Here is a 15263-nt window from a genome sequence, read left to right as displayed (position 1 = left end):
GGCCCTGCCGGACAGCACAGGGCAGGGCGTAGGCTAAGAATCAAGGCTCTTTGTCCTCCACGTCAGGATCTTCGTCCGGATCGGGCGGCGACGCGTCCGGATCGGACGCCGGACCAAGGTCCGGAAGGTCGGTTTGCGCGACATCGGATTGATCCGGGTGAATCGGATTTTCGCCTTCGTTGGGTGTGGTGGCCATGACGTCTCCTTTGTCAGATGCGAGGTATTCAGGAACGAGCAAGGGCCGCTCCCGGACATCATTCGAACTTCCAGGCGTGCCTCGCACCCAACGACGGCAGACGTGAATCCCGGACGGGATGAGTTGCGGAATTTCAAAGGACACCATGCCAGATCATTCTTTCGACAGATCGTCCCGCGCGGCGGCAATCGGTGGCTTCGTGGAAGTGCAGGGCGCGCGCGAGCATAACCTCAAGGACGTGGATGTCGCTATCCCGCGCAATTCGCTGGTCGTGTTCTCGGGGGTCTCCGGTTCCGGCAAGTCGTCGCTCGCCTTCGGCACCATCTTCGCCGAGGCGCAGCGGCGCTACTTCGAGTCGGTGGCGCCGTACGCGCGACGGCTGATCGACCAGGTGGGCGTGCCGGATGTGGACGCAATCTCCGGCCTGCCGCCGGCCGTGGCGTTACAGCAGCAACGCGGTGCGACCAATGCACGTTCTTCCGTAGGGAGCGTGACGACCTTCTCCAGCCTTGTGCGAATGATGTATTCGCGCGCCGGCGCTTATCCGGCTAAACAGCCGATGCTGTATGCGGAGGACTTTTCGCCTAACACCCCGCAAGGGGCGTGCGCTACATGTCATGGTCTCGGCCGCGTGTACGAGGTCACCGAAGCCACCATGGTGCCGGACCCGTCGCTGAGCATCCGCGAACGGGCGGTCGCTGCCTGGCCGCCGGCCTGGCATGGACAGAACCTGCGCGACATTCTGGTCACGCTCGGCTACGACGTTGACCGGCCGTGGAAGAACCTGCCGAAGAAAGACCGGGACTGGATTCTGTTCACTGAAGAAACCCCGACGGTGCCGGTCTATGCGGGCTTCACGCCCGCTGAAACCCGCGCCGCATTGAAACGCAGGCAGGACCCGAGCTACATGGGGACATTCACCGGCGCGCGACGTTACGTGCTCCATACTTTCGCGAATACACAGAGCGCGCTGATGAGAAAGCGCGTGTCCCGTTTCATGGAAGGCAAGCTTTGCCCCGCCTGCCACGGCAAGCGACTGAAGCCGGAGGCGCTTGCCGTGACTTTCTGCGGCGTGGACATCGGCGAATTCATGCAGATGTCGCTTGACCACCTGGCGCACCTGCTCGAGCCCATCGTCCGCTGCGATTTCTGCGCGCATACCGCCGGATCGGGCATCGGCGGGGCCGCGACGCGACGTGACCGGTCCGAGCGCGCCGCGTCGGGCCGCGCCACCCATTCGATCGCACCGGACGTGCGTCGCACGTCCGCGCTGTCGGGGGAAAAGCGCCTTGCCGCGCAACGCCTGGCAAACGGCGTGCTAGGGCGGTTGCATCAGTTGCGCAGGCTGGGCCTCGGCTACCTGACGCTCGACCGCGCCACGCCGACGCTTTCAGCCGGCGAGCTGCAACGGCTACGGCTGGCCACGCAACTGAGTTCCATGCTCTTCGGCGTGGTGTATGTGCTGGACGAACCTTCCGCTGGTCTGCATCCGTCGGACAGCCAGGCACTTTACGATGCGCTCGACGCGCTGCGCGACGCGGGCAATTCCGTCTTTGTGGTTGAGCACGATCTCGAGCTGATGCGCCGCGCACAATGGCTGGTGGACGTGGGGCCCGATGCCGGAGAGCAGGGCGGCCGCGTGCTCTATAGCGGCGAACCCGCGGGACTTCGCGAAATCGCCGAATCCCGCACCGCACGCTACCTGTTCGACGAGACGCCCGCGCCGGCCAGTCGCCGGCGTGAGCCTTCCGGCTGGCTCGAGTTGCAGAAAATTCATCGGCACAATCTGCGTGGGGTCGATGCGCGTGTTCCTCTGGGCGTGCTGACCGCCGTGACCGGCATTTCCGGCTCCGGCAAATCCAGCCTGATGGCGCAGGCGCTGCCCGAACTGTTGCTGCTGCATCTGGGCCACGAACCTGAGGACGATTCCATCGAAGCTACCAGCGAAGGGCCGGCAGTTATCGAAGTAACCGGGGGCCACCTGTGTGGCGATGTCGATGCCGTGCAGCGCCTCGTGCAGGTCGATCAGAAGCCGATCGGCCGCACGCCGCGATCCAACCTGGCCACCTATACCGGCCTGTTCGATCATGTGCGCAAGTTATTCGCCGCAACACCCGATGCGCGACGCCGACGTTTCGACGCCGGACGATTTTCCTTCAACGTGCCCAAGGGGCGCTGTGAAACGTGTGAAGGCGAGGGCTTCGTCAGCGTCGAGCTGCTGTTCATGCCCAGCGTGTACGCGCCCTGTCCGACGTGCCATGGCGCGCGCTACAACGAAGCGACGCTGACGGTGCGATGGAACGGACGGCACATTGCCGAGGTACTGCAAATGACCGTGAACGAGGCTTGCGACTTCTTTACCGGAGAGGATGCGGTGGCACGCCCGCTTCAATTGTTGCGTGAGATCGGACTGGGTTATCTGCGCCTGGGGCAACCCGCCACCGAACTCTCCGGCGGCGAGGCGCAGCGCATCAAGCTGGCGACCGAGCTGCAACGCAGCCAGCGCGGCCGCAATCTGTACGTGCTCGACGAGCCGACGACCGGACTACATGCGTCGGATGTCGATCGGCTGATGGTCCAGTTGCAGCGTCTGGTCGATGCGGGAAATACCGTCGTGATGATCGAGCACGACATGCGTGCGGTGGCACAGGCGGACTGGGTTATTGATGTGGGACCCGGCGCCGGCGACGCCGGTGGGGGCGTGGTGGCCGCCGGTCCTCCGCATCGGGTCGCGCAGGCGTCAAATAGCCGCACGGCGCCGTTTCTCGCACGCGAAATGGGAAACGGCACGCAGTGAATCTCACGGACCGGATCGGCGCGGAAGCCGGGGGTAGGTTGCCGACCGACAGATCCTTTTCCATTTTTCCCCAGATTCGGGTCTGTCGCGATGGGCGCGGAGACCGATAAAGACCGGCATGAGCAGAGTGCTGTGCTCCACGATCGATCGTCCCTCAGCGAATCCGGCCTGTTCTGCGGCTTCTGCAGTGCGCAGATCGGCAATCGGATGGGCAAAGTTCACCAACTGCGATGACGCATCGCGAATGTCGCCCCCGGGATGCACAACGTAGCCGACATAGCCAAACGGAATATTTGGCGGGTGCGGCGAGTACTCAGGAACAACAAGGACACGAATGGTGTAGCCTTGGTACTCGTCAAGCTGTTCTTGTCCTTCAGACATATCAGTCTCCTCTAATACGGGTACCGGCCGATCGCGCAAGGGTTACTTGAGGCCCTTTAACCGAGATGCACCCATCTGCTAGTTGAGCTGTATCACGTGCGGGCGCGGCCGCCTGATCGATCTGGTTGGCGGATGCGTACGTTATCTGCCTGTGCCGGCGGGTGTCGCGCCAAGCCGTTCCCGCAACGATCTCCAGCGCTCCCGCTCGCTCTCCACCCGCTTCAGGTTTTAATACGCCGTCGAAGCGGCGGTCCCGAGGCGCGCAAGTCGTAAAAGCTCGGTCTATAACTCGCGGATCGTCACATTACATCGCCTGATTTCGATCTCCGCCGCTTGAACCTGTTTCAGGAGATCATGGATAGTCCGGTCGCTCATATCAAGCCTCCCGGGTTGCCCGTGCAAACAGCACTAAAGCGCAGAGTAGGGGCAGCCTCAAAAAGACAAGAGCTTCAAACGGGCCTGTCAATACTGTCCGGGCGGCCTGACGGGGGGACTCTCGGCAGTCGGGGTGGGCGGCACGACATCGGATGTCACGACGGGTCTGCCGTAACGCTCTGACAGTGCCTCGTACAGGGCAGGCGCGAACAGTTTCGATACCTGGCTGGCTATCAATGCGGTGGCCATCAGCGAAATAACAAGCGCGTGGCCGTTGATCATCTCGATCACGATCACAAAGGCGGTGATAGGGCTTTGCGTCACCGCCGCAAGATAGCCCACCATTCCAAGGGCGATGAGCATGGGCAACTGCATCTGGCCAAAGAGCAGGTGCAACGCGTTGCCGATGCCGGCGCCGATCGCGAGGGACGGTGCAAACAGTCCGCCCGGCGCGCCGGGCAGGTACGATCCGACCATCGAGGCCATCTTGAGCACCGGGTACGCCGCACCCAGTTGCGCGCGTCCTTCCAGCATCGCGCGCGCTTCGGCATAACCGCTACCGAACGTGTGGCCGCCCGACGCCATCCCAATCACGGCGATGATGAGCCCACAGGCAGCACCGAACGCCACGGGCCGGTCACTGCGCAAGGCTAGCACCGATGAGGGCATCCAGCGGTGCGTGTTAAGAAGTATCCAGCAGAAGATGCCGCCGGCAACGCCTGATATGGCGCCAATCAACACCACCGCTACGACCAGCAGATCCGGAAAGCGGGGCCCGACGTCGATCGTTCCGAAATACGTATAGTTGCCCTGCAGCCCAAGCGAAACGATACCGGCAAAAATGATCGCTGTAATCAGCACGCCGCTCGTGCGTTGCTCGAAGCTGCGGGTCAACTCCTCGATTGCGAACACGACCCCTGCGAGCGGTGCATTGAACGCTGCCGACAGGCCTGCCGCCGCCCCAGCGAGCGCCAGCCGCCGTTCGAGTTCAGCGCCGCGGATAGCGCGGAACCGCTTAGGGTAGAAGCGCCGCAGGTTGAACATGAGCGCGGCGCCGACGTGGATCGTCGGACCTTCGCGGCCGATCGTGAATCCGCCGAGTATCGAGAGGAACGACAGGGCTATCTTGCCGATCAGTATCCTGATGCTAAGCAGGCGTAGAGCAAGATTGCCATTCTCATGGAGCGTGGCAATAACCTGAGGAATGCCGCTGCCTTCGGAGCCGGGAAAGTAGCGGCGGGTCAGCCATACACCCAGAGCGCCGATTGCCGATGTCAGGGGAAGCGGGAGCCACCAGTACCGCGTCGCGTAGTGCAGGAAGGAGGCGTAGCCGAGGTCGATCAGCTTCGCATAGGCGACGGCAACGAGCCCGGTCGCGATGGCACCCAGCCAGAACACCCCATAGTGTAGCCATAGCCGTCGGCCGCGCAGTAACGCACGTCTGTCGATAAGGTTCCGAATATGCATGCCGCGCCCGCTGAAAACACTTAAGTATGGTCAATATGGCACAGTGTGCCATATTTGGACGTGCGGCGGAAAACCACGGCAACAGGCGTGGCAGCGCAAACATGTAATTCAGGGTCGCTAACTCACCTTGCCGAATACCCAGCCAAATGACTCGATCTCAGGTTTGTGCAGTGCCGCCAGTTTCAGCAAGCAATGTTCGCCTTTTGCCGTGAGGTGGACCTGCACCTGGCGGCGGTCTGCTTCGCCGGGCTTGCGCATCACCAGTCCGACCGATTCACAGCGCGACACCAGTGCGGCGGTGCCGTTCGGCGCCGCCTGCAGTCGCTCGGCTAGTTCGCCGACCGTGGCCCACGACCGGCCTGGGAAACCTCTAATCTGCAGCATAAGTTGATACTGCAATGGCGTGACCCCGGCAGCATGAGTTACGTCTTCGGAAAACCGAAGGAAGCGCCGTAGCCTGTACCGGAACTCGGACATCTCTTCCAGATCCTCCTTGCTCGGTGCTTTATGTGCTTTACCTTTGCGTGAACTCATTCGATTTCCTTGTCCTTGAATGAAGGGCTGAATCGCATGCCTTACGACCAGGCGTTGCAGGTCGCCGCAGGGCATGGCAATCGCGACGGCGACACGCGGATACCTTCGGGATGCCTCGCTTTTCAGAGCGATTCTAGAGCGTGCTGGCGGTAGCGAAACGGCGTCCATTTCATGAAATCTTTGGAAAGCCTGAATAGCGCAGAAATCGGCCTTTGTCGCGCACCAGAATCAGTTATGCTCGTGGTGGCCTGGCATCGGTACCCGCAGGCATTGTGCTACTCACGGAGCAGTTAGGACATGGCCTATACGACCGGCGCGAAATCCAACTGGAAGAGCTTGTTTAGATCAGTGTTGGTCATTATGACCGTTAGCAGCGGCGCAGCGTTGGCGGCGCCGGACCTGATGGCGGATGAACCAGCACGGCTCAGCAGCGACAGCTCGGCCACCCCGGATGTGAGGGCGGTGTCACGGCGCGCGGTAACCGCTACCTCGCTCAAAAGCGGGGCGCCGGGTGATCCGGGATTGCTGTATGCACAGCGCCATGAGGTGACAGCGGGTGAGCCCGCTGATGAGTCGCTAATCTGCGCCAGCCCAGAATTCAGGATACAAGGAAACGCATTCGGGGCTGGTAGTTTCGCGCTAACGGCTTTGGGATTCAGCACATCGAGATTAGCACTTTGAGTTCGGTTGGCCGCCAGCCGGCAGAAGTCCGTTCGAGACAGTACTTCCCGAAACCTCGAAAGTCAGTCACGGTAACGATTTGCCAGTCGACTCCGAAGTATTGATGGCCGTTAAATACATCAAATGAGCCATAGAGGTGGGGCAGGGTTCAGTACCGGAAAGGGTCGCCCTCAGCCGGTCGCTACAATTCGATGCGACCTTGGCAAGTGGGAAACGCATCAAACGGTAGCCAGCCATATGCAGCCTTTCGTGCGCTTCATTGTCCGGCGTCAGGACGTCGGCTTCATCCCGGCAAGCGGCCATAACATACTCCTCTACTTCGATGCCCCGTGCGCTTGGCAAAGGACTTGCTACACAATTCGCCACCTGCGCTCGCACATGGTTCAGTTATGCCGAGACCGTCGTTTTCCACTCAGCTTCTCACGCTCTGGATGCTCATCGCCGTGCTGTGCGGTCTGTTGAGCGTCGCGGTATGGCTCATGTTGTCGTCGGCGCTGAGCGAGCGCGTCATGACCGCAAAGCAGCAGGCGGCGGCCGCTTGCACCGCGGTAGCATCGCGCTATGATCTGTCGATGCAGCGCTCGGGCGAAACCAACATCGATCTGATGCACGCGGTGCTCGATCTCGTTCTGATTCAAACCGATGGCGTCGAAGGCGGCTTCTGGACCAGCGACCCGCCTTCGAAGGCGCCCAATGGCTTCATTGCTTACGCATTTCCTACCTACGGAGGCAGCGGCGTCAAACGCGATATTCCGGAAGCCGAGACACCACTCATTCTTCGCGCGCTGAAGAGCGCAGTGAGCGCCCGACAGTTGCGGGCCGAGATCGTGTCAAGCGGAACGGACGCCGTGCTCGCGGTCGCCTGTCCGGTGCCGCGTCACGCTGACCTGCTCGCATGGACCCTCACGCGCGCCCGCCCGCCGCTTGGACCCTACGGCGAGCGCGCCACGGCGATTCTGGCGGGCGTGCTCGCCGTCATCGTCGTGCTTGCGCTATTTCTGGCGCTGACGCTCAAGCGATGGCGTCAGAACCTCACACGGCTGGAACATGCGCTCGCTCCGGACGGCGGATTCGAGCAGGGCAAGCGGCTCGAGCGCTTCGGCGAGCGCGATCTCGACCTGATCGTCGACGCGCTCAACCGCTATGGCGACCGGACCGAGCGACTCAAGCACGATACCGACGCGCTGAACCGTCAACTCGCGCAGGCCGAGCGGTTCAGCACATTGGGGAAGATGGCGGCGCAAATCGCGCATGAGATTCGCAATCCGGTGGGCGCGATGCGACTCAAGGCGGAGAATGCGCTGGCAGGTGACGGCGCACGCCGCGAGGCCGCCTTGAGGGCAATCATCGAGCAGGTTGGACGCATCGAGTTGCAGGTGACGAGCCTGCTTGCACTGACGCAATCCGTGACGGTCCAGGCGCGCGAGGTCGATCTGCGCGCGTGGCTGGACAAGATAGTTCATACGCATGAATCGCGCGCCGAAAGCAGGCGTGTCACGCTCGGCGCGGAAGTCGCACCGAGCCCGACGCAGCCGGCTTTCGATCCCGCGCAGATGGCGCGGGCGCTCGACAACCTGCTCGTGAACGCGCTCAGGCACACGCCGTCAGGCGGAAAAGTGACGGTTCGCGCGTATGGCACGGCCGCTAAAGAGGGTGAGCGCCTCAGACTGGAAGTCATCGATAACGGGCCCGGCGTGAGCCCCGTCGAACGCGAGCGGATCTTCGAGCCGTTCGTGACGGGCCGCCCCGACGGATCGGGTCTCGGTCTTGCCGTCGTGCGTGAAATTGCGTCGGCGCACGCAGGCCGTGCTTACCTTGCGGAAGATTCGAACTTGACACGCTTTGTGATCGACTTGCCATGGCGACCATCCTGATCATCGACGATGACGACGCGTTCCGCGAAGGCCTCGCGGAAACTGTGCAGGACCTCGGCTATTCGCCGTCCGAAGCCCGCTCAGGCGATGATGCGTTTGAGCAGTTACGGGAGCGTCCTGCACCCGACTGCATCTTTCTCGACTTCCGCTTGCCAGGCGCGGATGGCCTCGTCGTGTTGGAAACGCTGCGCAAAACGCCGGGGCTACAGACCGTGCCGGTCGTGATGCTCACCGCGCACGCGACGAGTGACAATACCATCGGCGCGATGCGGCTCGGCGCTTTCGAGCACCTCACCAAGCCGGTCGGACGAGACGAGATTGCTGCGCTGCTCAAGCGCATTCTGTCGGCTCGGGTCGACATGCCCGCTACGCGCGTGTTCGTCGACGAGGCTCGATCCGATGAGCCGCAACTGTTCGGGGTGAGCGAGGCCATGCGTGAGGTGCAGAAGCGCCTCGGCCGCGCCGCTGTCGGAAATTCGACGGTGCTGATTACCGGCGAAACGGGAACCGGCAAGGAAATCGCGGCGCGCGTACTACACCGTGCGTCGGCGCGCGCGAGCGGTCCGTTTGTCGCGGTGAACTGCGCGGCCATTCCCGACGATCTATTCGAAAGCGAACTCTTTGGGCACGGCAAAGGCGCATTCACAGGCGCACAGGGCGACAGGCGAGGGCGCATCGAAGAAGCGCATGGTGGCACGCTCTTTCTCGATGAAGTAGGCGACATGCCGCTTCCCATGCAAGCCAAGCTCCTGCGCGTGCTCCAGGAGCGGCAAATCACGCCGCTGGGCACGAACCGGATCGTTACGGTCGATGTGCGCGTGGCGGCCGCCACGCATCGCGATCTCGCTGCGATGGTCGAGGCGGGCACGTTCCGGCAGGACCTGCTGTTTCGCCTGAATGTGATTCCGCTGCATCTGCCGCCGTTGCGCGAGCGCGTGACCGATATCCTGCCGCTCGCCGAGCACTTCCTTGCGGGTGCACCGGCCGGGATCGCGCGCAAATATCTTTCAGCCGATGCACAGCGCCTGCTAGCGACCTTCACCTGGCCGGGCAATGTTCGCGAGCTGGCCAATGCGATCGAGCGGGCAAGCGCGCTCGCTCCCGCTCAGGTACTGACGCGCGATGACTTCGCGTTTCTGACCACGACCCGAGATAGCGCGGATGATGCGATTCCTCCGGCGCTGCTCGACCTTCCCCTGCCACAAGCGGTGGCACAACTGGAGCGCGCGCTGATCGTTCATGCGCTGTCAGCATCGGGTGGCAATCGTGCCGAGGCGGCGCGGCGGCTTGGCATCAGCCGCCAATCCCTTTACACGCGCATGTCGGCACTGGGTATGTCCGAGGCTCCGACGTAAAGCGGATACCGTCAAGGAACCGGACATATGCTGTCGGGTTCCTTGACACTTCCACACGGCTTGATCTGATAACGCGTTGAGCCACCGGCGTTTCTCGAATGGCATAGCTCTTGCAAATGATTCCTCGCTACGCAAAAGGAGTGAATCATGCAATCGACCCGATACCCCAGCTTGCGAATCGCCGTGCTCGCTGCGGTGCTCACCGCGAGCGCCGGCTGTGCGGCACAAACTCAACCTCAGCCCGCTGCAACACCGGTACCGCCGCCTCCCGTCGCCGGAGTGCCTCCGTCTCCGGGCGTCGCTCCGCCCCCGCCTGTCGACGCGGCTCCGGTCGCGACCGCACAAGGCAAGGTCGCGCGCTTTCTCACCAATCCGGATGGCGACGTCGATGGATTCATGACCGACGACGGCACCCTCGTGCATTTTCCGCCGCATATGAGCGCGCAACTGACGTCGGCAGTTCGTCGCGGCGATCTCGTTCAAGTGAGCGGCAGGCGTGATGAAGGCGGCAGCTTCGCGGCGCAGCGCATCACCGATACGCAAACTGGCCGGCAAGTGATCGACGAACCGTCGATGCCCGGCACACCACCGATGCCGCGCGGCGCGGGCGGAGCAGGACTCTCGCTTCTGAGCGCGCAAGGACAGGTGGCGCACGTCACGACCGCGCCGCGCGGCGAACCCGATGGCGTGATCCTCTCCGACGGCACGGTCATCAAACTCACGCCGCCCGTGGCTCAACAGTTTGCGACGCTCGTGCGCAAGGGCGCGACTGTATCGGCGCAAGGCTATGGCGCACGAAATCAATACGGCACCGCGCTCCAGGCGACGGCTTTCGGCTCGCCGGGCAACCTCACTCCGCTCTACGAGCGAAACACGCCGATGCCTTAAGTCGGCACCTTCATAAAGGACAAAGAACATGCATTGGATCGACCCAACAAGCCTGCCGGAAACACGCGGCAAAGTCACATGCTTTCTACTGAACCCACACGGTGAAATCGACGGCCTCGTCATCGGCACGCGTCAGGTTCACTTTCCTCCGCATCTGTCGAAGCAACTCGCGCGTCACGTCGCACCCGGCGATATCGTTCGCGTGCGCGGCGTCAAGCCTCGCGATGCCGACATGATTGCCGCCGTGTCGCTGACAACCCGGAGCGGTGTCGTGGTGCTCGACGAAGGTCCGCATCTCAACGGCGAAAAGCACCACAAGCCGGATGTCGAACGCAAGCCAATGGATGCATCCGGGGAAGTGGTGCTTTCGCTGTTCGGCCCGAAAGGCGAACTGCGCGGGGCGCTGCTGGACGATGGCACATCGTTGCGCATGCCGCCTCACGCTGCCGCCGAACTGGCCGACTACCTGGCGCCCGGCGCACACGTTCACGCCTGGGGTCACGGCGTCAGGAACCGCCACGGTCGCACAATTGAGGTCGACGAAATAGCCGAACTCGTCGATGCATCGCAGGCGGCCTGACGAGCCTGCATCTCACTATGGAGCAAGTGTCATGTTGAGATGGGTACACTTCGGCGACCTGCATGCGTCGAACGACGACGGCTATGAAAGCCTTGACCATCTGAAGTCGATGATCGGGCTGGTCAATCGCCATCTGTCGGATCGTGTCGATTTCGCTTTCCTGCCGGGCGACAACGCGAACAACGGAACGCCCGAGCAGTTTCGTCGGATCGTCGATGCAGTGTCGGCGTTGAAGCTGCCGCTCCATACGATTCCCGGTGACCACGACTACGAGTCGCACAACCTCGACGCGTTCTACGCCTTTGCGAAAGCTCAGTTGCCGATGTCGCGCCTCATCAACGGCCACCGATGCTTCTTTCTGGATGTCGTATCGGCGGGGCGCGGCGGTCCGGACTTCAGGCTGTCGGACGCGGACCATCAGTGGCTCGAATCGGAACTCACGTCGTCCTTGCGGGATCGTGAGCCGCCCGTCGTGTTCATGCACACCTATCCGGGCGACATTGCCGATGGGCACGCGCTGGCGTACGCATTTGCCCGCGCCCACGTCGCTATGGTCGACACCGGCCACACGCACTACAACGAGTTGCTCAACGACGGCTGGGTGGTCTACGCAGCGACCCGTTCGACCGGACAGATCGAAGAAGACAACGGTCGGCCCGGCTTCTCCGTGGTAGCGGTGGACGGCGGGGCCGTGAGCTGGAAATTTCATCCGTTCGACGCCGCGTGGCCGTTCGTCATGATCACGCGTCCGGCCGACTGGCGGCTGCATCGCAGTCGATCGGTGCCGAGGCCGTCGGACGAGAAATGTGTGCGCGTGCTGGTGTCCGATGACGAGGTTGTATCGGTTACCGGCAGTCTCGACGGCATTCCGATCACGTTTGCCCGGAGCGCGGACGAAGCCGGAATATGGCAAGCGCCTTTGCCTGTTACCACCGCGAATTCTCGGCTGCCGTTGACGGTGACTGCCCGCACCGCTGACGGGCGAAGCGGCGAAGATTCCACCGCACTCTCGGCAGCGGGCCACGCGGACAGGCACCTCAAGCATCGCGCGGCGCTCGGCACCGATGCGCATGCGGTCGAAGCGTGGCCGGAGCACGGCATCGTCGGCTCGCAGCTCGGGCCTAACAAGAACGGACGCCATTGGTGAGAGGGGTGAACCATGAACCCTCAGTACGCACTCGAAGGACTAAACTTCTTCATGGCCGATGTGCAGGCGGGCATCGGGCCGTTCCTTGGCGTCTTTCTTCAGGCACATGGCTGGCATCCCGAGGCGATCGGCACGGTGATGACCTTGGGCGGTATCGCCGGCATGCTCGCGACATCTCCGGCAGGCGCTCTTGTCGATGCCACGCATCACAAGCGCGGCATTATTGTCATCGCGGGGGGGGTGACGACGCTTGCATCGCTCGTGCTGTGGGTATCGCATAGTTACTGGATGGTGGCAGCGTCGCAGATCCTCACCGCCGTGACGGGGGCCGCGCTGGGTCCCGCCGTGGCCGGCGTGACGCTTGGAATCGTGCGTGCGAAGGGGTTCGACCGGCAGTTCGGCCGCAATCAGGTGGCCAATCACGCGGGCAATGTGGTCGGCGCGGCGCTGTCGGGCTGGCTCGGATGGCGCTACGGATTCGGCGCGGTGTTCGTGCTAGCCGGCGTGTTCGGCATCCTCACGGTCATCTCGACGCTGCTGATCCGGCGAGACGCGATCGATCACGACAGCGCACGCGGTCTCGAAGAATCGGCGCCGGGCGCGTCGAACCCCGAGCATGAGCATGCGAGCGGCTTTCGCATATTGCTGACCTGCCGGCCCTTGCTGCTGCTCGCCGCATCGCTCGCGATGTTCCATCTGGGCAATGCGGCGATGCTGCCGCTCTATGGCCTTGCGGCCGTCGCCGCGCATCAGGGCGATCCGAGCGCCTTTACCGCGCAGACCATCGTGGTCGCGCAACTCGTGATGGTCGTCGTGGCCTGCTTTGCGAACCGCCTGATTCAGCGCATCGGTTACTGGGGTGTGATTCTGATCACCTTCCTCGCGCTACCGCTGCGTGGCATGACCGCCGCGATGTTCATCACCGCGTGGGGCGTGTGGCCGGTGCAGGCGCTCGACGGCATCGGCGCGGGCTTGCAGAGCGTCGCGGTGCCTGCGCTGGTGGTGCGTCTGTTGCAAGGCACGGGACGGGTGAATGTTGGGCAGGGCGTGGTCATGACCGTGCAGGGAATCGGCGCCGCATTGAGTCCTGCGCTCGGCGGCGTGCTCGCCCAGCACTTTGGTTACGCGACTGCTTTTCTCGTGCTGGGCGCTGTAACGACCGGATCACTGGCGCTGTGGCTGCTCTTCGGCACCACGCTAAAAAAAGCTTGCGGCATCAACCACGGCATTAACAACGATTCCCCTCTGGCGACATGAATCCAATTTTTCTCTCATGGGGCATTGCGCTCGCCGCGACTGCCGGCGTCATCTTGCGGCCGTTTCGCTGGCCCGAAGCGATCTGGGCCGTGACCGGCGCGCTGATGCTCGTCGCGCTCGGGCTCCTTCCAGCCCATCTTGCGTGGCAGGCGGTCGGCAAGGGCACGGACGTTTATCTGTTCCTTATCGGCATGATGCTGCTTTCGGAACTGGGACGTCGTGAAGGCCTGTTCGACTGGGTGGCGGTGCATGCCGTCAATTTTGCGAAGGGATCGCCTCGCAGGCTCTTTCTGCTGATCTATATCGTGGGCGTCGTCGTGACGACCTTTCTGTCGAACGATGCAGCTGCGGTGGTCCTCACGCCCGCAGTGTTTGCTGCCGCCAAAAAAGCGCAAACGAAGCCGCTTCCCTTGCTCTACGTCTGCGCGTTCATTGCGAACGCGGCGAGCTTCGTCCTGCCGATATCGAACCCTGCGAACCTCGTGCTCTATGCCAACCACACGCCGGCGCTCGGTCGTTGGGTCGCGCGCTTCGCGTTGCCTTCGGTGCTGTCGATCGTCGCCACTTTCGTGATGTTGCGCTGGACCCAGCGTACCAATCTCGGCGATACCTGCGCGCGCGACCTGCTGGTCGAACCACTCAGCACAAACGGCAAACTGACGCTGGCAAGCATGGGCGTGACGGCGATCGCACTGCTGGTCGTCTCGGCGTTCGATCTGCAACTCGGTCTGCCCACTGCGATTCTCGGCATTCTCACGGCGCTGGTCGTACTGATCAAGGAGCGCCAGTCACCCGTGGAGTTGGTCAGCGAAATATCCTGGGGCGTGTTGCCGCTCGTCGCGGGCCTTTTCGTGCTGGTCGAAGTGCTCGATCATACCGGCGTCATCCGAGAGCTCTCGGCGTTTCTGTGGCAAGCAAGCCAACAGAATCAGCCGATGACAGCAGCCGTATCCGGTCTCGCCATCGCGTTCGGAAGCAATGCGATCAACAACCTGCCTGCCGGACTGATCGCAAGCGCAACCGCTTTGCAGTCGCACAGTCCTGAGCGCGTCGTCGACGCACTGCTGATCGGCGTGGACCTCGGCCCGAATCTTTCGATCACCGGCTCGCTCGCGACGATCCTCTGGCTCTCGTCGACTCGACGGGAAGGCGAGGATGTGAGCTTCATGCAGTTCCTGAAGGTCGGCGTCGTCGTCATGCTTCCCGCGCTCGTCCTGTCGCTCGGCAGCCGACTCCTGACCGGACATTGAAGGTTCACATACGGAGACAGGAACAATGAGCAGCGCGTGGATTTATCCCTTCATCATCCTGGGCGGCATTCTTCAGGCAGCGGGCGCTCCGATTAACGGCGAACTCAAAGGCACGCTCGTCAATCCGTGGCTTGCGTCCAGCGTGTCGTTTCTGCTCGTCACGTTCCTTGCCATCGCCATGTTCTGGATTCAGCCCACACCGTTGCCGACACTCGATGACCTGCGCAGCATGAAACGGTGGGCTCCGCTTGGCGGAATCGTCGGGGCCGTCGCGGTGTTTGCCGGTCTGACGCTCGTGCAGAAAGTAGGTGTCGGTACGCTCAATGGATTGACCGTTTGCGCCAACCTAGTCGCATCGGTTGCAATCGACCATTTCGGTTTAATCGGTGTGGCCGAGCATCCGCTGGGCTGGATGCGCGTGCTCGGCACTGTGCTGATGGTGGCGGGCGTCGCGCTTGTCATGCGCTTCTGAGATTTGAAT

The 15263-nt window shown here is 62.6% G+C and carries 14 protein-coding genes; 10 read left to right on the top strand and 4 right to left on the bottom strand.

Translation table 11 applies throughout. From position 1 onward, the window contains the following. Nucleotides 1-40: 40 nt before the first annotated feature. The gene (locus LFL96_RS36355; protein ID WP_281004045.1) at nt 41-196 is read right to left on the bottom strand and encodes a hypothetical protein; all 156 of its coding nucleotides are present in this window, start codon (nt 194-196) and stop codon (nt 41-43) included. A gap of 145 nt (nt 197-341) precedes the next feature. Between LFL96_RS36355 and LFL96_RS36350 the strand changes: the two genes are divergently transcribed. Continuing rightward, on the top strand, nt 342-2993 hold the full coding sequence (locus LFL96_RS36350) for an excinuclease ABC subunit UvrA (protein WP_281004044.1): 2652 nt from the start codon (nt 342-344) through the stop codon (nt 2991-2993). Between the two features lie 3 nt (nt 2994-2996). On the opposite strand, the gene LFL96_RS36345 is transcribed toward LFL96_RS36350, so the two are convergent. The 3 genes from LFL96_RS36345 to LFL96_RS36335 all read right to left on the bottom strand — a co-directional run bounded on the left by LFL96_RS36345 (nt 2997) and on the right by LFL96_RS36335 (nt 5750). Continuing rightward, the gene (locus LFL96_RS36345) at nt 2997-3374 is read right to left on the bottom strand and encodes a hypothetical protein (RefSeq protein ID WP_281004043.1); all 378 of its coding nucleotides are present in this window, start codon (nt 3372-3374) and stop codon (nt 2997-2999) included. Between the two features lie 462 nt (nt 3375-3836). Further along, nucleotides 3837-5216, bottom strand: a complete 1380-nt coding sequence (locus LFL96_RS36340; RefSeq protein ID WP_281004042.1) for a chloride channel protein — start codon at nt 5214-5216, stop codon at nt 3837-3839. A gap of 117 nt (nt 5217-5333) precedes the next feature. Beyond that, nucleotides 5334-5750 carry a MarR family winged helix-turn-helix transcriptional regulator gene (locus LFL96_RS36335; protein ID WP_281004041.1) on the bottom strand — a complete coding sequence of 139 codons (417 nt, stop codon included), beginning with the start codon at nt 5748-5750 and terminating at the stop codon, nt 5334-5336. A 297-nt stretch (nt 5751-6047) separates the two neighbouring features. Between LFL96_RS36335 and LFL96_RS36330 the strand changes: the two genes are divergently transcribed. From LFL96_RS36330 to LFL96_RS36290, 9 genes are all read left to right on the top strand, one after another. Continuing rightward, nucleotides 6048-6431 carry a hypothetical protein gene (locus LFL96_RS36330; protein ID WP_281004040.1) on the top strand — a complete coding sequence of 128 codons (384 nt, stop codon included), beginning with the start codon at nt 6048-6050 and terminating at the stop codon, nt 6429-6431. A 389-nt stretch (nt 6432-6820) separates the two neighbouring features. Next, on the top strand, nt 6821-8305 hold the full coding sequence (locus LFL96_RS36325; protein ID WP_281004039.1) for a HAMP domain-containing sensor histidine kinase: 1485 nt from the start codon (nt 6821-6823) through the stop codon (nt 8303-8305). Then, nucleotides 8290-9660: a sigma-54 dependent transcriptional regulator gene (locus LFL96_RS36320; RefSeq protein ID WP_281004038.1), complete on the top strand. Its 1371-nt coding sequence runs from the start codon at nt 8290-8292 to the stop codon at nt 9658-9660. The genes LFL96_RS36325 and LFL96_RS36320 overlap by 16 nt, the downstream gene beginning before the upstream one ends. Nucleotides 9661-9807: 147 nt before the next feature. Then, nucleotides 9808-10548, top strand: coding sequence for a hypothetical protein (locus LFL96_RS36315; protein ID WP_281004037.1), 741 nt, complete (start codon nt 9808-9810; stop codon nt 10546-10548). Between the two features lie 28 nt (nt 10549-10576). Then, nucleotides 10577-11128, top strand: coding sequence for a hypothetical protein (locus LFL96_RS36310; RefSeq protein WP_281004036.1), 552 nt, complete (start codon nt 10577-10579; stop codon nt 11126-11128). A 31-nt stretch (nt 11129-11159) separates the two neighbouring features. Beyond that, nucleotides 11160-12275 (top strand): metallophosphoesterase, encoded by a 1116-nt coding sequence (locus tag LFL96_RS36305; protein WP_281004035.1) that lies wholly within the window; start codon nt 11160-11162, stop codon nt 12273-12275. A 12-nt stretch (nt 12276-12287) separates the two neighbouring features. Then, nucleotides 12288-13532, top strand: coding sequence for an MFS transporter (locus LFL96_RS36300; protein WP_281004034.1), 1245 nt, complete (start codon nt 12288-12290; stop codon nt 13530-13532). After that, the gene (locus tag LFL96_RS36295) at nt 13529-14782 is read left to right on the top strand and encodes an arsenic transporter (RefSeq protein WP_281004033.1); all 1254 of its coding nucleotides are present in this window, start codon (nt 13529-13531) and stop codon (nt 14780-14782) included. Before LFL96_RS36300 ends, LFL96_RS36295 begins: the two co-directional genes overlap by 4 nt. A 25-nt stretch (nt 14783-14807) precedes the next feature. Further along, nucleotides 14808-15254, top strand: a complete 447-nt coding sequence (locus LFL96_RS36290; RefSeq protein WP_281004032.1) for a DMT family transporter — start codon at nt 14808-14810, stop codon at nt 15252-15254. Nucleotides 15255-15263: the final 9 nt, after the last annotated feature.

The organism is Paraburkholderia sp. D15, assembly GCF_029910215.1.
Taxonomy (GTDB): Bacteria; Pseudomonadota; Gammaproteobacteria; order Burkholderiales; family Burkholderiaceae; genus Paraburkholderia.
This window is presented reverse-complemented; position numbering and strand designations above follow the sequence as displayed.